Annotated in this window: 19 protein-coding genes; 5 read left to right on the top strand and 14 right to left on the bottom strand. The window is 65.4% G+C overall.

Going from position 1 to position 19,562, the window contains the following annotated elements:
- Positions 1-22 precede the first annotated feature (22 nt).
- The 11 genes from N2603_RS13765 to N2603_RS13715 form a co-directional block, all read right to left on the bottom strand.
- Positions 23-1,177 carry an acyl-CoA dehydrogenase family protein gene (locus N2603_RS13765; RefSeq protein ID WP_260389221.1) on the bottom strand — a complete coding sequence of 385 codons (1,155 nt, stop codon included), beginning with the start codon at positions 1,175-1,177 and terminating at the stop codon, positions 23-25.
- Positions 1,178-1,199: 22 nt separating this feature from the next.
- Complete coding sequence (locus tag N2603_RS13760) at positions 1,200-2,699, bottom strand: tripartite tricarboxylate transporter permease (protein ID WP_130364622.1); 1,500 nt, start codon at positions 2,697-2,699, stop codon at positions 1,200-1,202.
- Positions 2,700-2,711: 12 nt separating this feature from the next.
- Positions 2,712-3,179 (bottom strand): tripartite tricarboxylate transporter TctB family protein, encoded by a 468-nt coding sequence (locus N2603_RS13755; RefSeq protein ID WP_260389220.1) that lies wholly within the window; start codon positions 3,177-3,179, stop codon positions 2,712-2,714.
- Positions 3,176-3,967 carry a carboxymuconolactone decarboxylase family protein gene (locus N2603_RS13750; RefSeq protein WP_260389219.1) on the bottom strand — a complete coding sequence of 264 codons (792 nt, stop codon included), beginning with the start codon at positions 3,965-3,967 and terminating at the stop codon, positions 3,176-3,178. The genes N2603_RS13755 and N2603_RS13750 overlap by 4 nt, the downstream gene beginning before the upstream one ends.
- A 13-nt stretch (positions 3,968-3,980) precedes the next feature.
- Positions 3,981-4,754: an SDR family NAD(P)-dependent oxidoreductase gene (locus N2603_RS13745; RefSeq protein WP_260389218.1), complete on the bottom strand. Its 774-nt coding sequence runs from the start codon at positions 4,752-4,754 to the stop codon at positions 3,981-3,983.
- Positions 4,755-4,765: 11 nt separating this feature from the next.
- Positions 4,766-5,794 (bottom strand): acyl-CoA dehydrogenase family protein, encoded by a 1,029-nt coding sequence (locus tag N2603_RS13740; protein ID WP_260389217.1) that lies wholly within the window; start codon positions 5,792-5,794, stop codon positions 4,766-4,768.
- A 36-nt stretch (positions 5,795-5,830) separates the two neighbouring features.
- The gene (locus N2603_RS13735) at positions 5,831-6,601 is read right to left on the bottom strand and encodes an SDR family NAD(P)-dependent oxidoreductase (protein ID WP_260389216.1); all 771 of its coding nucleotides are present in this window, start codon (positions 6,599-6,601) and stop codon (positions 5,831-5,833) included.
- The gene (locus tag N2603_RS13730; protein ID WP_260389215.1) at positions 6,601-7,812 is read right to left on the bottom strand and encodes an acyl-CoA dehydrogenase; all 1,212 of its coding nucleotides are present in this window, start codon (positions 7,810-7,812) and stop codon (positions 6,601-6,603) included. Before N2603_RS13730 ends, N2603_RS13735 begins: the two co-directional genes overlap by 1 nt.
- 45 nt (positions 7,813-7,857) lie before the next feature.
- Entirely contained in the window at positions 7,858-9,087 is a 1,230-nt protein-coding gene (locus N2603_RS13725) for an ABC transporter substrate-binding protein (protein ID WP_260389214.1), read from the bottom strand.
- Between the two features lie 62 nt (positions 9,088-9,149).
- Complete coding sequence (locus N2603_RS13720; RefSeq protein ID WP_260389213.1) at positions 9,150-11,279, bottom strand: acetate--CoA ligase family protein; 2,130 nt, start codon at positions 11,277-11,279, stop codon at positions 9,150-9,152.
- Between the two features lies 1 nt (position 11,280).
- Positions 11,281-12,051, bottom strand: coding sequence for an enoyl-CoA hydratase/isomerase family protein (locus tag N2603_RS13715; RefSeq protein WP_260389212.1), 771 nt, complete (start codon positions 12,049-12,051; stop codon positions 11,281-11,283).
- A gap of 189 nt (positions 12,052-12,240) precedes the next feature.
- Here N2603_RS13715 and N2603_RS13710 point away from each other — a divergent pair, with 189 nt between their 5' ends.
- Positions 12,241-13,218, top strand: coding sequence for a tripartite tricarboxylate transporter substrate binding protein (locus N2603_RS13710; RefSeq protein WP_260389211.1), 978 nt, complete (start codon positions 12,241-12,243; stop codon positions 13,216-13,218).
- Between the two features lie 19 nt (positions 13,219-13,237).
- On the opposite strand, the gene N2603_RS13705 is transcribed toward N2603_RS13710, so the two are convergent.
- Positions 13,238-13,912 (bottom strand): TetR/AcrR family transcriptional regulator, encoded by a 675-nt coding sequence (locus tag N2603_RS13705; protein ID WP_026311929.1) that lies wholly within the window; start codon positions 13,910-13,912, stop codon positions 13,238-13,240.
- Positions 13,913-14,011: 99 nt separating this feature from the next.
- Here N2603_RS13705 and N2603_RS13700 point away from each other — a divergent pair, with 99 nt between their 5' ends.
- The gene (locus tag N2603_RS13700) at positions 14,012-14,896 is read left to right on the top strand and encodes an SMP-30/gluconolactonase/LRE family protein (protein WP_260389210.1); all 885 of its coding nucleotides are present in this window, start codon (positions 14,012-14,014) and stop codon (positions 14,894-14,896) included.
- Positions 14,897-14,905: 9 nt separating this feature from the next.
- Here N2603_RS13700 and N2603_RS13695 read toward each other — a convergent pair whose 3' ends face one another.
- Positions 14,906-15,823, bottom strand: coding sequence for a LysR family transcriptional regulator (locus N2603_RS13695; protein ID WP_260389209.1), 918 nt, complete (start codon positions 15,821-15,823; stop codon positions 14,906-14,908).
- Positions 15,824-15,944: 121 nt separating this feature from the next.
- On the opposite strand from N2603_RS13695, the gene N2603_RS13690 reads away from it, so the two are divergent.
- The 3 genes from N2603_RS13690 to N2603_RS13680 all read left to right on the top strand — a co-directional run bounded on the left by N2603_RS13690 (position 15,945) and on the right by N2603_RS13680 (position 18,045).
- Entirely contained in the window at positions 15,945-17,027 is a 1,083-nt protein-coding gene (locus N2603_RS13690; protein WP_260389207.1) for an LLM class flavin-dependent oxidoreductase, read from the top strand.
- A 56-nt stretch (positions 17,028-17,083) separates the two neighbouring features.
- The gene (locus N2603_RS13685; RefSeq protein WP_260389206.1) at positions 17,084-17,578 is read left to right on the top strand and encodes a flavin reductase family protein; all 495 of its coding nucleotides are present in this window, start codon (positions 17,084-17,086) and stop codon (positions 17,576-17,578) included.
- A 167-nt stretch (positions 17,579-17,745) separates the two neighbouring features.
- The gene (locus N2603_RS13680; protein WP_018642597.1) at positions 17,746-18,045 is read left to right on the top strand and encodes a hypothetical protein; all 300 of its coding nucleotides are present in this window, start codon (positions 17,746-17,748) and stop codon (positions 18,043-18,045) included.
- 17 nt (positions 18,046-18,062) lie between these two features.
- Here N2603_RS13680 and N2603_RS13675 read toward each other — a convergent pair whose 3' ends face one another.
- Positions 18,063-19,544, bottom strand: coding sequence for an aldehyde dehydrogenase family protein (locus N2603_RS13675; RefSeq protein WP_260389203.1), 1,482 nt, complete (start codon positions 19,542-19,544; stop codon positions 18,063-18,065).
- Positions 19,545-19,562: the final 18 nt, after the last annotated feature.

Raw genomic sequence — 19,562 nt, 5'->3', positions numbered from 1 at the left:
CCCATTGAATTGGCTTGCCGGCTCACGCCACATCCCGCAGCAGCAGGCGCGCGATGTTGAGCTGGTGGATCTGGCTGGTGCCCTCGTAAAGCCGGAACAGCCGGACGTCCCTGTACCAGCGCTCGATCGACGAATGATCGGCGATGTAGCCGGCGCCGCCGAACATCTGCACGCAGCGATCGGCCACGCGGCCGCACATCTCGGTCGCAAAATATTTGCACATCGACGCTTCGAGCGCGATGTCCTCGCCGCGGTCGCGCTTGCGCGCAGCCTCGAGGATCATCGACTGCGCCGCGAATATCTCCGTCCGGCAATCGGCGATCATCGCCTGAACCAGCTGGTAGTTCGCGACCGGCTCGCCGAACTGAACGCGGCTGCTGGTATGACGGACCGCCATGTCGAGCATCCGGATCGCCGGCCCGGTCGACAGCGCGGCCAGGTGAATGCGCTGCTTGTTCAGCACCTTCATGATGGTCTTGAAGCCCGCGCCTTCGCGGCCGCCGATCAGATTGGCCGCGGGCACCCGGCACTGGTTGAAATAGACCGCGCTCACGGGCGAGCCGGCCTGCCCCATCTTGCGATAGGGGGCGCCGGTCGCAAGGCCTGCGCTGCCGCGCTCGACGATGAAGGCCGAGACGCCCGCCGCACCTTTAGACTGCGGATCGGTTCGCGCCGTGACCGTGAAGACGTCCGCGACGGGCGCGTTGGTGATGAAGCATTTCTCGCCGTCGAGAACATAATGATCGCCTTCGCGGCGAGCGGTGGTCCGCACGTTCGAGGCTTCCGAGCCGGCGTCGGGCTCAGTCACGGCGAGACAGCCGGTCCATTCGCCGCTGGCAAGGCGCGGCAGATAGGCCTTCTTCTGCTGCTCGGTCCCGTCGGCGACGATGCCCTCCGAACCGATGCCGGTGTTGGTGCCGACGCGGGCGCGAAAGGCGACCGAGCATTGCGACAGCTCGAACGCCGCCAGCACGAGTTCCTCGGTGGTGAGCCCGGCCCCGCCATAGGCCTCGGGAATGCTCCAGCCGAAGAAGCCCTCTTCGCGCATGGTGGCGACGATGTCCGCCGGGACCTCATCGCCGTCTTCGACGCGCGCCTCGGCCGGAATGGCGATGTCGCGGACGAAGCGCCGGACGCGTTCCAGCAGGGCCTCGAAGGCAGCAGGTTCACGGATCATGGCACGAGCCTTCCGATGTCACTCATTCCTGGAGCGCTTCCTCGCGCCGCGCGCGGATCGTCGGCAGCATGATCAGGATGATCGCGATGGCGGCCGCGGCCAGGAGGCTCGCCGAGATCGGCGACGTCAGCAGCACGGTGGCATCGCCCCGCGACAGCACCATGGCGCGGCGGAAGTTCTCCTCGATCGCCGGGCCCAGGACCAGCCCCAGCAGCAGCGGCGCCGCCGGCAATTGCAGCTTGATCAGGACGTAGCCGAACACGCAGAACACGGCCGCCTCATAGACCTCGAACGTCCCGCTGTTGATGGAATAGACGCCGATCGAGCAGAACACCATGATCGCGGGAAAGAGATAGCGATAGGGGATGGTGAGCAGCTTCACCCACAGCCCGACTAGCGGAAGGTTGAGGATGAGTAGCATCAGATTGCCGACCCACATCGAGGCGATCAAGCCCCAGAACAGCGTCGGGTTCTTCGTCATCACCTCCGGACCCGGGTGGATGTTGTGGATGTTCATGGCGCCGACCATCAGCGCCATGACGACGTTGGAGGGAACCCCCAACGTCAGCAATGGAATGAACGAGGTCTGGGCGCCGGCATTGTTCGCGGACTCCGGACCCGCAACGCCTTCGATGGCGCCCTTGCCGAACTGTTCGGGATGCCGCGACAGCTTCTTCTCCAGCGTGTAGGACGCAAAGGACGACAGCACGGCGCCGCCGCCGGGTAGAACGCCGAGCAGCGTGCCGAGCGTCGTGCCGCGCAGCATCGCCGGGACCATGCGGCGGAAGTCGTCGCGGGTCGGAAACAAATTGGTGATCTTCTGCGTGACCAGCGACAGCTTGTCGTCCTGCTCGAGGTTCTTGACGATCTCGGCGAAGCCGAAGATGCCCATCGCCAGCGGCACGAAATCGAGGCCGTCGAACAGCTGGGGAATGCCGAAAGCAAAGCGCTGGCTGCCGCTGTTCAAATCGGTGCCGACGAGGCTCAGGAGCATGCCGAGCACGACCATGCCGATGCCCTCGATGAACGGCCCGCTCGATAGCACTGAAGCAAGGATCAGGCCCAGGATCATCAGCGCGAAGAATTCCTTGGGACCGAACAACAGCGCGGTCGCGGTCAGCGGACCCGCAAGCGCCGCAAGAGCGAGCGTCGCCACGCATCCGGCGAAGAACGAGCCGATGGCGGCGGTTGAGAGCGCCACGCCGGCGCGGCCCTGCTTGGCCATCTGGTAGCCGTCGATCGTGGTCACGACGGACGAGGACTCGCCGGGCAGATTGACCACGATGGCCGTGGTCGAGCCGCCATACTGCGCGCCGTAGTAGATGCCGGCGAGCATGATCAGCGCGGCGTCCGGTTGCAGCGCATAGGTGATCGGCAGCAGCATCGCGATGGTCGCAAGCGGACCGAGTCCGGGAAGCACACCGATCAAGGTGCCGAGCAGGCAGCCGAAGAAGGCGTAGAGCAGGTTGGCGGGCTGGGCCGCCGTGGCAAAGCCGATCGCCAGATTGTGGAAGAGATCCATCGCCCGGCTCGCTCAGTTGAGAAGGGAGGGCCAGACGGGCAATGGCAGCCCGAGACCGTAGACGAAGACGGCAAGGCACAGCACGATGAGCACCGCCGCGTTGGTCAGCGCGCCGGTCCAGGTGAATTCGTGACTGGCCCTGCTCGACACCATGATCAGGACGAACAGCGCGCCGACCAGGCCGAGCGGAAACAAGAGGGCACCGAACAGGATCACGGATCCGGTGATCCAGGCGAGGCCCTTGAGGTCCCATGCGCGCAACACCTGCCGGTCCGCGGCCGGCTTCATCGCACCGAACATCACGGCGAGTCCGATGGCGGCGAGCACGATCGCGAGCAGGCGCGGGAAATAGCCCGGCCCCATCTTCGCGGCCGTGCCTGCCGGGTATTGCAGCGCCGTCACGAAGAAGAAGATTGCAAAGGCGAGGAACAAGGCGCCGGAGGCAAAGGCCCTATGATTGCGGATTGCCAATCCCTTCATTCCGGTCCTCCCTCGCCTGCACCGGCCTTCGCGGCGCGCTCCTCGAGCGCTTCCATCAGAACCGGCACGCCGATGGCGCAGGCATGCACGCCGAGATGCGCGGCCATCTGGAGAACCTGACGAATCTCCCGCTGCTCAATGCCGAGCCGCAGCGCCCGCCTGATCTGGACACGCAGCCCTTGCGGATTGAGCGCGGTGAAGCAGGCGTTCAGCGCGAGTGAGATCAGACATTGCGAGCGTCGGTCGAGGCCGTCGCCTGCGGACCGGTCGGCGAGGAGATCCAGCAGGACGGCGAAATAACCGGGATCGCTCCGCAGCCATTGCTCGCAGAAATCCGGCCAGTCCCCGAATTGCGCGACGTAGGCTTCGCGTAGCGCCAGCTGCTCTGTCGTGAGTTCGAAATGATCGGGCTGGAGACCGGCGCTCGCCAATTCCTCGGCCAGAATGCCGATACCGACGTTGCAGCCGTCCAGCCCCTGCATCGTCGCGAGGCGAAACACGTCGATGATCTCCCGCGCCGTGGCGCCCTCCTGAAGCGCGAGGCGAAGGTGCAGCGCGAGGCCGGGGCGGAACAGATGCGTCGCCGATCCATCGAGCGCGACGTAGATCAGCTCGCACATCTTGCGAGACAGCGGTCCCTTCTCTGCGGCATGGCCGCCGTATTTGCCGTAGGCTTCGAGGAACACCGGATCGAGCCGCAGCAGGCCCTCGGTCCAGGGCCGCCAATAGCCGCGCGCCTTGACATAAGCTTCCTTCAGCGCCTGCTGTTCGGGCGTCAGGTCGGACATCGCGATAGCCCCGTCAGGCAATGTTGGTCAGGGTGATGCCGCCATCGACGGTGAGCACCTGCGCCGAGATGAAGCCGGCCTCGTCGCCGGCGAGGAAGCAGATCGCCTTGGCAATGTCGTCGACCGTGCCGAGCCGGCCCAGCGGCGTTCGCGCGACGCGGCGCGCATCAAGCTCGGCATTGCGATTGCGCATGGTTCCTTCGGTCGGGATCGCCGAGGGCGCGACGGCATTGACACGGATGTTGCGCTCGCCGAGCTCGGCAGCGGCCGCCCGCGTGATGCCCATGACGCCGGCCTTGATGCCACTGTAGACGATGCTGTTCTTGGCCGAGATCAGACCGGCGACCGAGGCGACGTTGACGATGGCGCCGCCGCGCTCCGCATTCATGACCTCCGCGGCGGCCTGAATTCCCCAGATGATCGCCTTGAAGCCGATGTTGAGCATGCGATCGACGGTTTCCGGAGCGATGTCCGGGACGGATTGATAGCGCACCCACGCGGCGTTGTTGACGAGGATGTCGAAGCGCTTCTGGCTCTCCGCCAATCCCAGAACCGCCTGCCGCATGCCGTCGCGGCTGGAGACGTCCTGCGTGACGGCAACGGCGTTGCCGCCGGCTGCCTTGATCGCCTCCACGGTGCTACCAACGAATTCCGGCTTCAAATCATTGACGCCGACGATCGCACCGCGCGCGGCGAGCTTGAGTGCGGTTGCGCGGCCGATGCCGTTGCCGGCGCCGGTGACGAGTGCGACGCGGCCCGCGAGCGTCTGATCCCTGGTTTCGGTCATGGCTGTCTCCCTTACGCTCCTGCCTCGGCAAACGGAGCAACTTCCGATACGTAACGGCGGCCGAACGCACTGATCAGGCCGCTGGCATCGCCCTGGGCCTGGAGCGTGCGAATGCGACGCAGATGGCGATGCACCGGCACGTCCCACGTGAAGCCCATGCCACCATGGATTTGCAGCGCGCCTTCGCTGATCGAACTGCCATAGGTCACTGCTGCCAGGAACGCGGCATCGCGCTGCACCGGACCGCCATCCCTTGACAGGCTGCGCGTGATCGCATGACGGATGCTCTCGAGGCCGAGCTTCTGGCGCGCCAGCGCGTGGCGGATGGCCTGGTTGTAGGACAGAGCGTGGCCGAACTGGCGGCGCGTCGAGGCATGCTCCTGCGCGAGCGCCAGGCACGCCTCGGCCGATCCCAGGATGGCCGCGGCACGCAGCACGTTGGCATCCGAGCTGAGCAGATCCCAGGTGCCGGCCGGCAGGATGGAGCCGATGGGGACCTCGACCTTCTCCAGCCGCACCACATGCTCCGGCACGGTGAGATCGAGGCCGGCCGCGTCCTCCACCACGACGCCTTTGGCGTCGGCCGGGATCAGCGCCGCGGCGCCGCCGCTCATCCGCACCAGGATATGGTCGACCGACGCCGCGCTGGGAGCGCGCGCGAGCGAGCCGTTCAGCAGCAACAACCCGCCTCCCCTTTCGGGAACAGCCTCACCCTGCCACGCGATCGTTGCCAACTTCTCGCCGGACACGATCGCGGCCGCAAGACGCGTCAGCGATGACTGCAGCAGGCGGGTGACGAGAATGGTCTCCAGCAGCGGAAAGCCGAGCAAACCCGAGTGAGCGGCGGCGATCACCGGCACCGCGAAACCGAGCGGCAGGGCCAGTCCCCCGACCTCTTCATCCGCGATGATTCCGAGCAGACCATCACCGGCGAGATTTTGCGCCTGCTCGCGCACGCCCAGACCGGCGCACGCGGTCACAGCGCGTACCGCGGTTGCCGCGAACTCGTCGGGCTGCAGTCCTTCGGCCATGCTCATCATCGTCCTCTCTAAAACCCTTGCGACACCAATCGTTCACTAGGCGAGATAACCGCCGTCGACCGGCAGGATGACGCCGTTGACATAGGATGCCATCGCCGACGCCAGAAAGATCACCGGCCCGGCGATCTCGTCGGGTTGTCCCACACGCTTCATCGGCGTGCGCGCCATCAGCCCGGACAGCCGCGCCGGATCGTCACGCGTGATCTCGCTCATCTCGGTCGCGATGATGCCGGGCGCGACAGCGTTGACGCGGATGCCATCAGGCGCGAGATCGCGGGCGAGCGCCTGTGTGAACAGCCTCACCGCCCCCTTCGACGGCGAATAGCCGAGCGCACCATTCATGCCGCCAAAGGCCGCCGCGGAGGCAACATTGATGATGGTCCCGCGCGTCTTGCGCAGCGCGGGGATGAACGCATGAACGACGTTGAAGGTGCCGTTGACGTTGACGTCGAAGACCTGGCGCCAGTTCTCGTGGGCGCGCTCGCTGTCGATCGACTCCCGAATGATGATGCCGGCATTGTTGACGATAACGTCGGCGGGGCCGATCTCCTCGTCCACGCGTTTGGCCACGTCACGACAGGCTTGAGCATCTGTCACATCGAGGGAATAGGCGATCGCCTCTGTGCCTCCGTCCCTGATCTCGCGGGCGGCGGACTCTGCCCGGTCCTGCCGCAGATCGGCCAGGACCACCCTTGCCCCGGCAGCGGCGACGCCGAGCGCGATGGCGCGTCCGATCCCCTGGCCTGCCCCCGTCACCACGACGAGACGACCGAGCAGCAGGCCCGCGACCTTGCCCTGGGAGGTCATCATTTGCCTCGCGACAGCTGGAGAATCCGGTCGGCGATGATGCCGAGCTGGATCTCGGTCGTGCCGGCGTAGATCGTCTCGGCGCGGGCCGCGAGATAGATCGCCTCGAACCGTCGCCGGGCCACCTTGATCGCGGGGTTCTGCGGCAGCGATGCCTGCGACAGCAATTCGATCGCGAGCGCGGCAAAGCGCTGATGCGATTCGCTCCAGTAGAGCTTCGCAAGACTGCCGCGTGCTCCGATCTTGTCACCGCTCGCGAGTGCCTCGACGGCGGTCTCGACATGCGCCTTCAGCACCTCGATCTCGACGGCGACCTCGCCGAGCCTGACCGAATAGTGCCGGTCCGCAACCATCGCCGACAGCGCCGTGTCAGTCTTGCAGGCCGAAATCAGATGGCGCAGCTCGTTCTCGAAGCGCCAGGCGCGATACATGCGGTTGGTCGCCCGCTCGATCTCCAGCACGCGGATGGCCGCGGCCCAGCCCTCATCGGGCGCGCCGATCGCATCTTGCTGGGCAACCTCGACCTCGTCGAAGAAGACCTCGCAAAAGCTCTCGCGACCGTCGATCGACTTGATGGTGCGCACGCGCACGCCCTTGGCATCGAGCGGCACCGCGAACATGGCAAGGCCGCGATGGCGATCCTCCAGCGGACCGGTGCGGGCGAGCACGAGACAGCGCTGCGAGCGATAGGCGCCGCTGGTCCAGATCTTCTGGCCGTTGATGCGCCAGCCGTCACCGTGCCGGGTCGCACGCGTGCGCAGGCCCGCAAGGTCGGAGCCGGCTTCGGGCTCGGAAAAGCCCTGGCACCAGGTGTTGCGCATCTCGAGGATCGCGGGCAGGAAGCGCCGCTTCTGCTCCTCGGTGCCGACCGCCAGGATGATCGGACCGGCGAGCTCCTTGCCGATCGAGTTGACGCTTTCCGGCATCGCAAGCCGGCCGATCTCCTGATTGGCGATGAGGTGTTCGCGCAAGGAGCGGCCGTGCCCGCCATAGGCCTGCGGCCAGGTGATGCCGGTGAGGCCGGCGCGGTACATCGCCGCCTCCCAGGCCACGGACTGCTGCAGCGTGGGCGACGCGAACGCGGCGCTGTCGCTGCGGAAGCTGGCAGGCAGATTGGCATGCAGCCAGCGATACGTCGCATCGCGATAGGCTTCGCCCGTCAGGTTCTCACCTGCGACGGATTGCGTCGATACCGCTTCAAGTACACTCATCGCCTGCTTCCCGCTTTCGCCATACGTACCGTCAAGTCCTGCCGGCTATTCGTTCTTCACTGCGACTTTGAGAAGGTCGCAGGCGCTCTCCGAGGCCGGCCGCCACGCATCCTCGGGCGCGATCGTGCCGGTGATCTCGTAATAATCGTAGGTGTATTTGGATTCCGCCGGTGTCTTGATCCGCGCGACGTAGAGCGGACGCATCACCTGGCCGTCGGCCCGGATGCTCACGTTCTTCATCTCGAAATCGTTGACCGGCGTATTCTTCATCTGCCGCATCACGGCATCGCCATCGTCGGAGCCGGCCGCGGCCACCGCCTTCAAATAGTGCGTGATGGCGCTGTAGGTGGCGGATTTGCCCTCGTTGAGCAGCTGACCGCCCGTCGCCTCGGCATATCGCTTGGCGAAGGCCCGGCTCTCCGGGGTCATATCCCAGTAGAACGGCGTCGTCAGCCGGACGTTCTGGAGGTCCTTCAGGCCAATCCCGTGCGTCTGACTGATCATGAGGCCGAGCGGAACGAGCAACTGCGACTTGGTCAACCCGAACTCCTGCGCCTGCTTGATCGTATTGGCGAAATCAGAACCCGAATTGGCGACCGCAATCGCCTTGGCGCCGCTGGCCTGCGCCGTCAGCAGGAACGAGGAGAGATCCGACGCATTCAGAGGATGCAGCACCGAGCCGACCACCTTGCCGCCGCCGGCCTTGATGAAATTGGTCGCGTCGGCCTGCCAGGCCTTGCCGAAGGCGTAATCGACGGTCAGGAAGAACCAGCTGTCAACGCCCTGCGCCAGCAGCGCCTTCACCGTGGCCTTCGGCTGCGCGTAGGTGTCGACCACCCATTGCGTGGTCATCGGCGAGCATTTGTCGTTGGTGAAGAACGAGCCCGCCGTGCCGGCCAGCATGTAGGGCTTCTTGCGGTTCTTCATGAGCTCCTGCACCGCAAGCGCGATCGAGGAGGCCGAGCAGCCGACAATGGCATCGACACCTTCATTGTCGACCCAGCGCATGGCGATGGCGACGCCGACATCTGGCTTGTTCTGGTCGTCTGCGATGACGAGCTCGATCTTCTTGCCGCCGACCGTTCCGCCGAAATCGGCGACCGCGAGCTTGGCGGCCGCGACCGAACCAAGACCGCAATTGTCGGCATAAGGACCGTTCTGGTCGTTCATGACGCCGATCTTGACGACGTCGCCCGAGATGCCCTGTGCGGACAGGGGCGCGTGCGCGAACAGCAAGGCAATCATGCCGAGCGCCGCAATCGTCAATCTCCTCATTCTATCCTCCTGCTCCTTGCGTTTCCTCTGGGCCTGCTTCTGCGGCCTCTTTGTCGTTGAGTTCAGTGATCTCTAGCCGGCCGCTCTCCATGCGGAATCAGCAGCGCGTCGAGCGCCACGGCGCCCTCGCCCCTGGCGCGGAGCAGCAGCGGGTTGACGTCGATTTCGGCGATCGTGTCGGCATGCGCGGCGGCAAAGCGCGACAACGCAGCAACGGCCTGCGCCGCGGCGTCGAGGTCGGCGCGCGGCCGCCCGCGCGCGCCATCAAGCACGGCGAAAGCCTTGAGCGACTTCAGCATCGCCATGGCCTGCGCCTCGCTGACCGGCGCCATCTGCACGGCCGAGTCCTGCAGGATCTCCGCAAAGATGCCGCCGAGACCGACCATCACCACCGGCCCGAACACGGGATCGATGCGGCTGCCGAGGATCAGCTCGGCGACACCCTTGGCCATCGGCGCCACGATTACACCATCGATCGCAGCGTTTGGTGCCCTGGTGGCGACGCGGTCGCGCATCTGGGCATAGGCGCGCCGGACATCGGCTTCCGAGCCGAGGCCCACCACCACGCCGCCGACCTCCGTCTTGTGCGGCAGATCGGGCGAGGCGATTTTCAACACCACGGGATAACCGATCTCGGTGGCGGCACGCGCCGCCGCATCCGCATCCTGGACCAGACGCTCGGCCAGCACCGGCACCCCGGCATCGGCCAGCGCGCGCTTGGCGCCAAGCTCGTGGCGAAAAGCGTCGGCAGCAAGCGGTGCCGCCTGCGCGACCGCCGCAGGCTTGCCCTGCGGACGCTGCGCCGCGGCCCGCAACCGCACCAGCGCGGCGACAGTTGCGCAACATCCGTCGAAGCTGGCGATCGTCGGAAAGCCCATCGCATGCAGCTCGGCCAGCGCGTCCTCGGGACCGTCGACGCAGAGGACGATCGGACGGTGAGGAAATTGCGCGCGCATGTTGCGCAGCGTGTCCATGTAGATGGAGCGCAGGCGCGGCAGATGCAGCGAGAACGGCAGCGGCAGAATCACCGTGTCGGTGCGCTCGTCCGCGACGACCGCGGTCATGATCTTCTCCAGAAGATCAGGACGGCTCGACATCTGCGCGGTGGCGTCGACCGGATTGCGGGCCGAAGCAAAGGGCACCAGCTCCAGAATTTGGCGCTGCGTCTCCTCACCGAGCTCCGGCAAGGTCAGCCCGACCGACTGCGCGGCGTCCGCGAGCAGCACGCCGAAGCCGCCCGACGCCGTGAGGATTGCGATGCCCGGTCCCTTCGGCAACCGATCCGGCAACAGGATCGATGCGGCGTGACCGAGATCGATCAGCTCGTCGACGCTGCGCACGCGCACCGCGCCGCAACGGGCAAACAGCGCATCGAACACGGCATCCGACCCGGCCATGGCACCGGTGTGCGAGGCCGCTGCGGCCTGACCTGCCGCAGACGTTCCGATCTTCATGGCAATGACCGGCTTGCCGGCATCGCGCGCCTCTTCCAGCGCGGAGATCAGGCGGCCGGCATCGCGGCATGCCTCGAGGCAGCACAGGATCACCCTGGTGGCGGGATCGCGCGCCATCCAGGCGATGCCGTCGGCAATGTCGATGTCGCACTCGTTGCCGGTGGTGATGAAGCGGCTGACGCCGACGCCGCGCTCACTGGCCAGGCGCATGGTGTAGCTGCCGAGATTGCCGCTCTGCGACACGATGCCGAGCGAACCGGCTGCCGGCATGCCGTGCTCGAGCACGATCGAGAACGTCGCGATGCTCTTCTCGGCGATGCTGACCGCGCCGAGGCAGTTCGGCCCCAGCAGGCGCATGCCGCTGTTACGCGCAGCAACACGCAGCCGCTCCTGCATGGAGCGGCCCTGCGCGCCGAGCTCGGCAAAGCCCGACGAGAACACGACGACGCTGCGGACTCCGCGGGCGGCGCACTGCTCCACGGCGTCGCCCGCGCGCTCCGCATCGACCGCTATGATCGCGAGATCCGGCGCTTCCGGCAGCTCGGTGACGGACGCATAGGCCTTGAGCCCCTGCACCGTCGCAGCCTTCGGATTGACCGGATAGATGCGGCCCGCATAGCCGTGACGGCGCAACAGGTCGACGGGCCGGCCACCGATCTTGGTTGCCTCCTGCGAGGCGCCGATGACCGCGATCGATTGCGGCGACATCAGCGCGTCGAGACCTTCTCCCGGCCGCATCTCAGCGCCCCTTGAACACCGGCGTGCGCTTTTCCAGGAACGCCATGCGCGCTTCCTTGGCATCCTCCGTCTTGGACAATGCCATCGTGATGTTCTGCTCGAAGCGGTAGGCATCGCGCGGCGGCATCAGCTCGACCATGTTCGCCGCGTTCTTGGCGTACTCCATCGCGATCGGACTCTTAGATGCGATCTCCCGGGCGAGCTTCATCGCTTCGGGGAGCAGGTTTTCCTTGGTGGTGCAGGCCTCGATGATGCCGAGACGATAGAGCTCGGCGGCCGGCACGCGATAGCCGGTGAAGAACATGCGACGCATCAGCGAGCGGCCGAACAATGTGTTGAGCATCGCAGCGCCGCCGGCGAGCCCGACATTGATCTCGGGCATGCCGAAGACGGCTTCCTCGCAGGCGTAGAAGATGTCGCAGGAGGCCATCAGGCCGACACCCGCGCCCAGCGCGACGCCGTTGATCGCCGCGATGACGGGCTTCGCGCATTCGCGGATGCAGTTGCCGGTCTCGCGCGTGATGCGGTTGTGGCTGTGAAATGCGCCGATCTTGTTCGGGTCCGGCCGGTCCTTCAGATCCGCGCCGCTGCAAAACACCTTTCCGGCGCCGGTCAGGATCGCGACCCTGACGTCCTGGCGCTCGGAAATCTCGTCGAACACGGCGACGATGCGGTCGCGCATGGCACGATCGAGCGCATTCACCGGAGGCCGGTTCAGCGTCACCAGCGCAATGTTATCGGACACTTCGAGGGTGACGATATCTCCTGACATGGGCTTCCTCCTTTGGCTTCTGTTCGTATTGCTTGCGACCGTCCTGACGGCCTGACCGATCGGTCAGCTTTTTGCGCTGATAACACCAACCGCTTCCACTTGCAATATCCTGCTGCTCATCTATTGACCGACCGATCGGTCAGCCGATAGATTTCACGGCAAACAAGAATGAGCTTGAGGAGGATTTCCATGCCCAGGATCAGCCGACGCCAGGCGACAGCTCTGATCGCCGGCGCTCTCGCCGCGCCGCTTGGCGCGCCCGCCATCGTCAGGGCGCGCGCGTCGCAGATCTTCATCATCGTGCCCTATGCGCCGGGCGGCTCGATCGACAGCCTGATGCGCTCGATCGCAAAGGCCATGGCGGAAAACCTCGACCAACCGGTCCTGGTCGACAACAAGCCGGGCGCCAACGGCATCGTCGGATCGCAATACGTCGCGCGCGCACCGAAGGACGGATCGGTTCTCTTGGCCGGCGGCACCGGCCCGATTTCACTGAACGTCCTGCTGCGCAAGAACCTGCCCTACAAGCTCGAGGACTTCGCCTCCGTCGCCATGCTCTGCAACGGGCCGCTGTCACTGACCGTGAACGCGCGGACGCCAGCCACCGACGTCAAGAGCTTCGTTGCCTACGCCAAGGGCCGCGACAAGCCGCTGTTCTACGCCACACTCGGTCCGGGCAGCGTCACGCATTTGTTCGGAATCATGATGGGCAAGTCGATGGGATTTGCCGTCACCGAGGTTGCCTATCGCAACAATCCGGCTTCCATCATGGAGACGCTGTCGGGGGAGTGCGATCTCAATTTCGCAACGCCCGCCGCCGTGATCGAGCATGCGCGCGGCGGTCAGCTCCGCATCCTCGCGGTCTCCTCCGAAAAGCGCATGGCGAGCCTTCCAGAGGTACCGACGCTGGCCGAAGCCGGCTATCCCGACCTCACGGCCTCGTTCTGGACCGCCCTGCACGCGCCCGCGGGCACGCCGCGCGACGTCATCGCGCGGCTGAACGCGGCGGCCAACGCCGCGATGCAGAAGCCGGAAATCGCAAAGCAGCTCGAGACCGACGGCCTGATGGTCGATACCGGCGCACCGGAACGGCTCGACGCCCAGTTGACCAAGGACGCGGCGCTCTGGGGGCCGGTGATCAAGGCGCAGAACATCGTTCTGGAATGAGAGGCCGCCGCCCGCCCGGTCAGCGCGATTTGCGCCGGCCGGCCTTGGGCGGCTCCGTCGCCGGAAGTTCGACAAGCTCGCCGCTGCGCAGGCCGTTGAAGATCATGTCGAAGAAGATCTCCGCGATCTGCTCGGGGGTCGCGGACTTGTTGGGATTGTACCAGCGATGCATCCAGTTGAGCGAGGACAGGATCAGCCGGCCGGTCATGGGAACATCGACCTTGCGGATCTCGCCGGCATCGATGGCCTCCTGGATCAGGCCGCGCAGGAAGTTCTCGAAGCGGTCGCGGCGCGTCAGCCGTTCCTTGTGCCGCTGGCGATCGGGGTCGTTCCAGAACGCGGTCGTCGAGGCGATCCAGGCCCAGCGGTAGCGGCGGAAATACTCCGCCGTGGCGACCATGAACGCGCGGATCTTCTGCGACGGCGGCCCGTCGGGAATCCGGTCGCGCACGAACAAATAGAGTTCGAGGGTCGAGCCGACCGCGACACGCGCATAGATCTCGTCCTTGTTGGAGAAGTGATGATAGAGCAGCGACTTGGAGATGCCGCAGGCGAGCGCGATGTCGCGCATCGAAGTACCCTCGAAGCCCTTGCTGGCGAACAGCCTGCCGGCCTCGGCGAGGATCTGCAGGACGCGGTCGGAGGCCTCCGCCTGGTTCGCAACGCCGTCCTTCATCGTTGACAGTTCAGTCATGAACTCCGCAATCCATTCGTCAGCCAGAAGAGTCTTTAGAATGAAACTAGGTTTTCACCGACCGATCGGTCAAGCCCGGCGATTCCCGCGGAAGGAACCATGAGCGCAGTCCGCATCAGGCGCCTCGGCGTCACCAGGGACCTGCTCGGCGAGAGTCCGGTGTGGGACGAGCGCCGGCAGCGCCTCTACTGGATCGACTCTCTGGCCGGATTGATCCACGCGCTAGACCCCGCGACCGGCGCGACCGAGCAGTTCAGCGTGCCCGCGCCGATCGGCTCGCTGGCGCTGCGAGGCGACGGCGGCACGGTCCTGGCCCTGCGCAACGGATTTGCGGCTTACGATTTCGACAGGCGCGCGCTGACGGAAGGCCCAATGATCGGCCTCGACCACCCGAAGGTGCGGCTGAACGACGGCAAGGCCGATCCCCAGGGCAACTTCCTCGCAGGTACGATGCACGGCGATCGTGCTCCCGATGAGGCGCCGCTCGGCGGCCTCTATCGGCTGGACGCAAAGGGCACGCTGCAACTCCTGGAGACGGACCTCGCCGTGAGCAACGGACCGTGCTTCAGCCCGGACGGCCGGACCTTCTACATCGCCGACAGCGCAAGGCGGATCATCTGGGCCTATGACTACAGCGCGGATAGCCCCCTCGCGAACAAGCGCGTCTTCGTCGACACGGAAGCGCAAGGGTCCGGCTGCGACGGCGCAACGGTCGATGCGGACGGTCATCTCTGGTCCGTGCTCGTGCGCATCGGCAAGATCGCGCAGTTTGCACCGGACGGAAGGATCGTGCGGACGATCGACATGCCGGTCCGTCATCCGACCAGCGTGTGCTTCGGCGGACGCGATCTCGATGTACTCTACGTCACATCGATCTCGCGCAGTCACGCTCTCAGGGACGATCATCCCGATGCCGGCGGCCTGTTCGCCGTCGAAGGCCTCGGCGTTCGCGGACTGCCGGCGCACAGATTCGGCCCAGGCTAGCCTTCCCGGCTACCGCGCCGATCTCTTGACCTGCTTCGGCACGTGCTCCGCCATGTAGTCCACGAACACCCTGATCTTTTCCGGCAAGTAGCTGCTCTGGAGAAACGTCGCATACATGCCCTCGTCGAAGGTGGAATTCGTCACCCGGAGGCCCGGCAGCAGCCGTATCAGGCGGCCACGCTTCAACTCCTCGGCCACGGTGTAATCATCCAGCAGGGCGATGCCGTGTCCGCCGGCGGCGAGATCGCAGAGCACCACCCCGTTGTTGCTGCTGAAGGACGACGGCACCACGATCTCGCGCAGCCTGTTCCTGTGCATGAACTTCCAGACCACGTCGTCCGGGCCCATCCAGTAGGTCAGGCAATGGTGGCGGGTGATGTCCTCCGGTTCGCGCAATTTCGGCATCCGGGCGACATAGTCCGGTGAAGCCACGAGAATCCGCTCGCTCCTCAGCAGCCTTCGCTGCATGAGGGCCGGGTCTTTCGCCGCCTGGATCTGGAAGTCGACGTCGAATTCATCTTCGCGAAGCTGGGGGCGCCGCTCGGACAGGCGCAGCTCCACTTTCAGCTCCGGATAGAGCTTCTGAAAGCCCGGGATCAGCGGCGACAGCACCTTGATGCCGAACAGCGTCCGCGAGTGCACCCGCAGCGTTCCGCGGGGTGCGGTCTGCAGCGCGAGCGCGGCGGCTTCGGCATCCTCGATGCCGTGCAGCACCTGCTCGGTGCGCTGGAAGAAGATCTTGCCGGCATCGGTCAGTCCGAGATGGCGTGTGCTGCGGTTCAGAAGCTGCACGCCGAGCTGCGCCTCGAGCTCGCCGATATAGCGGGACACCGACGCCGGCGAGAGCCCGACGCGGCGCCCGGCGGCCGAGAAGCTGCCCTCGCGGACGGCGCTGACGAACAATTCCATGGCCTGGAGGCGGTTCATCGATCTTTTCAGATTCTGCAAAGGACATGCTCAGAATACGTCAATTGTTCGAAAAAGCTCAAGCCCCTAGCCTGATGAGAACGCGTCGCAACAGCGACCGATTAGGTGGAGGACGCAACCAATGGAATTCGGCGTATTCATTCTGGCGCAGCAGCGCGGTTATCACCAAACCTCGCAGCAGGTCATTAACAACGCCGTCGAGCAGACGGTTATCGCCGAGCACGCGGGCTTCGATACGGCCTGGTACGCCGAGCACCATTTCAACAATTACAGCCTGTGCCCCTCGCCGCTGATGATGGTGGCGCATTGCGCCGGCCTGACCAAGCGCATTCGCCTCGGCACGGCCGTCTGCGTGCTGCCGCTGTACAATCCGGCGCGGCTGCTCGGCGAAATCGGCTTTGCCGATACGGTCTCGAACGGACGCCTCGATCTCGGCATCGGCTCCGGCTATCAGAAGTTCGAGTTCGACCGCTTCGGCGTGGACCTCGACCATTCGCATGCACTGTTCGCCGAGTTCTACGACGTGCTTCACGCCGGCATGCAGCAGCGGATCTTCTCTTATTCCGGCGAGCATCTGAAAATGCCGCCGACCGCGATCGCCGTGCGCACGGTGCAGAAGCCGATGCCGCCGATCTGGGTCACGTCCGGCCATGGCGAGACGCTCGGCCGCGCCATTCGCGACAATCACAACCTGTTCGTCACCGCGCTCTTGAACGGGCTCGACGCGATCAAGGCCCTGCGGGAACGTCTCGAGGGGATCGCGGCGACGGAAGGACGCTCCATCGACGACACGCGCTTCGGCTTCCTGCGCTGCGCCTATGCCAGCGACAATGACAGCGAGATCCAGTCGTATCTGGACAACGCGCGCTTCCAGCGCCGGTTGTCCGAAAGCCTGAAATTCCGGCGCGCCCAGAGCGACGACGGCTACCTGATCAAGGAAGAGGCCGGCCCGAACGACATGAGCCTGGAGACGATGCGCAGCAACCTGCCCGTCGGCAGCGTCAACCAGGTGATCGACCGCATGCTGGAGGAGATCAGCATCCTCAAGCCGACCCACATCGCGCTGCAGACCCAGCTGGGCGATTTCGATCAGCGCACGATGCTGCGCCAGATCGAACTGTGGGGCAGCAGGATCATTCCCGCGATCCGGAAAGAACTGAAATCCGGCCGCGGCAAGGTCGCAAGCGAAGCGGTCTCGGCGTAAGCGCAACCGGCGAGCGCGAGGTTCGGAGGCACGTCATGGGATGTCAGATGTCTCAAATGACCGATTTCCGCTCGGTCGAAGCTGCCGAATTCCGGCTGGCCATGCGCAACCTCGCGAGTGGCGTCGCCATCGTGGCGACGGGAACGGAAACCACACGGCGGGGGCTGACGGTCAGCTCTGTCACCTCGCTGTGCATGGACCCGCCCTGCCTTCTCGTCGGCGTCAATTCAAGCTCCGAAACGCACGCCGCCATCCTCGCCAACGGTCGCTTCGGGATCAGTCTGCTCGGCAGCGGGCAGGAGGATCTGGCACTGCGTTTCGCCGGCGGCGCCAAGGGCATCGACCGCTTCGCGACGGCGCCATGGGAGCAAGGCATTCTCGATGTGCCGCTGTTCGGACCGGCGATCGGCGCACTGGAATGCGTGCTCCACCATCACCAGGTGGTAGGCACGCACGGTCTCTTCATCGGCAGGATCGTGGCCACCCGCGGCGGCAACGGCGATCCCCTCGTCAATTTCCAGGGCGCACTGCGCGCGCTGCCGCAAGCCTAAAGCGCGATGAGATTTGGATGAAGCGTCATCGCGCTTCAGGTTGTTGTCTACGCATATCTTTCCGGAAAACCGCTTCGCACTTTTCCGGATCATGCTTTAGCCGCATCCTTTGTGGCGATCCTGCTATCATCACCCAGCAGGCCGTAAGCGCGAGAAGGAGCCGCGTCGTGATCATCGAATGCCTGGACGGCGGCGCCGTCCGTCTGACAGAGCCATCCGACTTCAGAAAGTTCAAGCTGGTGCTGCGCGCCGATGTCCGCACGGACACACAGAGCTGGAATGGCATTACGCTTCTTGACGATCGCAATGCGCTCGTCTCGATCGATCTGGTCCCGACCCTGCCGGGCCGTCCCGACGATGCAAGCTGGGACCAGGACTACGCGGTGATGGTGGCCAAGGCCCGCGAGCATGGCTGGATCGATGCCGAACGACAGGCGATCCGCGCACATATCGAACGAGTGCCCTAATCGCAGTCGTCCCAAAGTCAGTCCAGCTTGATCCAGACACCCTTCGTTTGCAGGTATTCGTCGAGCTGCTCGGTGCCGCCCTCGCGGCCATATCCGCTCATCTTGTAGCCGCCGAACGGCATTGCGGGATCGATTGCGTGATAGGTGTTCACCCACACCGACCCTGCACGGAGGCTGCGCGAGATCACGTGCGCCTTGCTCACGTCGCGCGTGAAGACACCTGCCGCGAGCCCGTACGGCGTCGCGTTGGCTCTTTCCACGGCCTCGTCGAGGGTGTCGAACGGCAAAGCGGAAATGACCGGGCCGAAGATCTCGTCACGGGCAATCTGCATGTCGTCGGAGACGCCGGCGAACACGGTCGGCTCGACGAAGTTGCCCTTCGCAAGACTGCCCTCCTTTGCGCGCCGTCCGCCGGCCACGACCTTTGCGCCTTCGTCGCGCCCGCTTTGCAGGAAGCCCTCCACCTTGTCGAGTTGTCGCTGGGAGACGAGAGGCCCGATCTCCGTCGCCGGATCCGCGCCATCGCCGATCTTCAGCGCGGAGGCGAACTTGCCGAGCCGTTCGACCAATTCATCGTGGATTTTACGCTCCACGAACAGGCGCGAGCCGGCGATGCAGATCTGGCCCGAATTGGCGAACGCGGCCATCGCGGCAACAGGCACGGCCTTGTCGAGATCGGCATCGGCGCAGACGATGACCGGTGATTTTCCGCCAAGCTCGAGAGACACCCGCTTGAGGTTGCCGGCCGACGCGCGAATGATCGCCTGGCCGGTCGCGGTGGAGCCGGTGAAGACGATCTTGTCGACACCGGGATGCTCGGCCAGAGGCGCGCCGGCCTCAGGCCCGGTTCCGGTCACCACGTTGACGACGCCGGGCGGCACGCCGGCCTCGTTCATCAGATCCGCGATCAGCAGCGGCGTCAGCGGTGCCTCTTCCGACGGCTTGAGCACGATCGTGCAGCCGGTCGCGAGCGCAGGTCCGATCTTCCAGACCGATGCGGCCGTCGGTGCATTCCACGGAATGATGGCGCCAACCACGCCGATGGGCTCCTTCCGCGTGAACGAGACGATATCCCCCGGCAGCGAGTTATCGATGGTCTGCCCGTGGAGCGCGGTCGCCATGCCGGCGTAGTAGCGCAGCATGCCGATCACGCGGAGCTTGTTCGCCCGCGTCCGGACGATCGGCATTCCCATGTCGGCCGTATCGGACTGGCTGATCTCCTCCCAGTGCTTCTCGAACAGGTCGGCGACACGCAGCAGCAGCGCCTGCCGCTCGAACGGCTTGAAACGGCTCCATGGTCCCACGAAGGCGCGACGGGCCGCGGCGACCGCGGCGTTGATATCGGCCGCCTCGCCGCGCGGGACTCGACCGATGACGTCGCCGGTCGCCGGATTGCGCGTCTCGAAGACCTTGCCCGAGCGGGCTTCCACCCAGGCGCCGTCGACGAACATCTTTCGGGTTCGGCCGTCGACCGGAAATCGGATCTCAGCTTTCGTCATCGAAGTACTCCTGTCTCG

Origin of the sequence: Bradyrhizobium huanghuaihaiense, from assembly GCF_025200885.1 — a bacterium.
GTDB classification, from domain to species: domain Bacteria; phylum Pseudomonadota; class Alphaproteobacteria; order Rhizobiales; family Xanthobacteraceae; genus Bradyrhizobium; species Bradyrhizobium huanghuaihaiense.
The sequence above is the reverse complement of the archived record's forward strand: the minus strand, read 5'-3'. Positions and strand labels throughout refer to the sequence as shown.

Bases quoted from the DNA above. Each gene is read 5' to 3' on its own strand.
- N2603_RS13765 (WP_260389221.1), bottom strand. From the start codon at position 1,177: ATGATCCGTGAACCTGCTGCCTTCGAGGCCCTGCTGGAACGCGTCCGG.
- N2603_RS13760 (WP_130364622.1), bottom strand. From the start codon at position 2,699: ATGGATCTCTTCCACAATCTGGCGATCGGCTTTGCCACGGCGGCCCAG.
- N2603_RS13755 (WP_260389220.1), bottom strand. From the start codon at position 3,179: ATGAAGGGATTGGCAATCCGCAATCATAGGGCCTTTGCCTCCGGCGCC.
- N2603_RS13750 (WP_260389219.1), bottom strand. From the start codon at position 3,967: ATGTCCGACCTGACGCCCGAACAGCAGGCGCTGAAGGAAGCTTATGTC.
- N2603_RS13745 (WP_260389218.1), bottom strand. From the start codon at position 4,754: ATGACCGAAACCAGGGATCAGACGCTCGCGGGCCGCGTCGCACTCGTC.
- N2603_RS13740 (WP_260389217.1), bottom strand. From the start codon at position 5,794: ATGATGAGCATGGCCGAAGGACTGCAGCCCGACGAGTTCGCGGCAACC.
- N2603_RS13735 (WP_260389216.1), bottom strand. From the start codon at position 6,601: ATGACCTCCCAGGGCAAGGTCGCGGGCCTGCTGCTCGGTCGTCTCGTC.
- N2603_RS13730 (WP_260389215.1), bottom strand. From the start codon at position 7,812: ATGAGTGTACTTGAAGCGGTATCGACGCAATCCGTCGCAGGTGAGAAC.
- N2603_RS13725 (WP_260389214.1), bottom strand. From the start codon at position 9,087: ATGAGGAGATTGACGATTGCGGCGCTCGGCATGATTGCCTTGCTGTTC.
- N2603_RS13720 (WP_260389213.1), bottom strand. From the start codon at position 11,279: ATGCGGCCGGGAGAAGGTCTCGACGCGCTGATGTCGCCGCAATCGATC.
- N2603_RS13715 (WP_260389212.1), bottom strand. From the start codon at position 12,051: ATGTCAGGAGATATCGTCACCCTCGAAGTGTCCGATAACATTGCGCTG.
- N2603_RS13710 (WP_260389211.1), top strand. From the start codon at position 12,241: ATGCCCAGGATCAGCCGACGCCAGGCGACAGCTCTGATCGCCGGCGCT.
- N2603_RS13705 (WP_026311929.1), bottom strand. From the start codon at position 13,912: ATGACTGAACTGTCAACGATGAAGGACGGCGTTGCGAACCAGGCGGAG.
- N2603_RS13700 (WP_260389210.1), top strand. From the start codon at position 14,012: ATGAGCGCAGTCCGCATCAGGCGCCTCGGCGTCACCAGGGACCTGCTC.
- N2603_RS13695 (WP_260389209.1), bottom strand. From the start codon at position 15,823: ATGAACCGCCTCCAGGCCATGGAATTGTTCGTCAGCGCCGTCCGCGAG.
- N2603_RS13690 (WP_260389207.1), top strand. From the start codon at position 15,945: ATGGAATTCGGCGTATTCATTCTGGCGCAGCAGCGCGGTTATCACCAA.
- N2603_RS13685 (WP_260389206.1), top strand. From the start codon at position 17,084: ATGACCGATTTCCGCTCGGTCGAAGCTGCCGAATTCCGGCTGGCCATG.
- N2603_RS13675 (WP_260389203.1), bottom strand. From the start codon at position 19,544: ATGACGAAAGCTGAGATCCGATTTCCGGTCGACGGCCGAACCCGAAAG.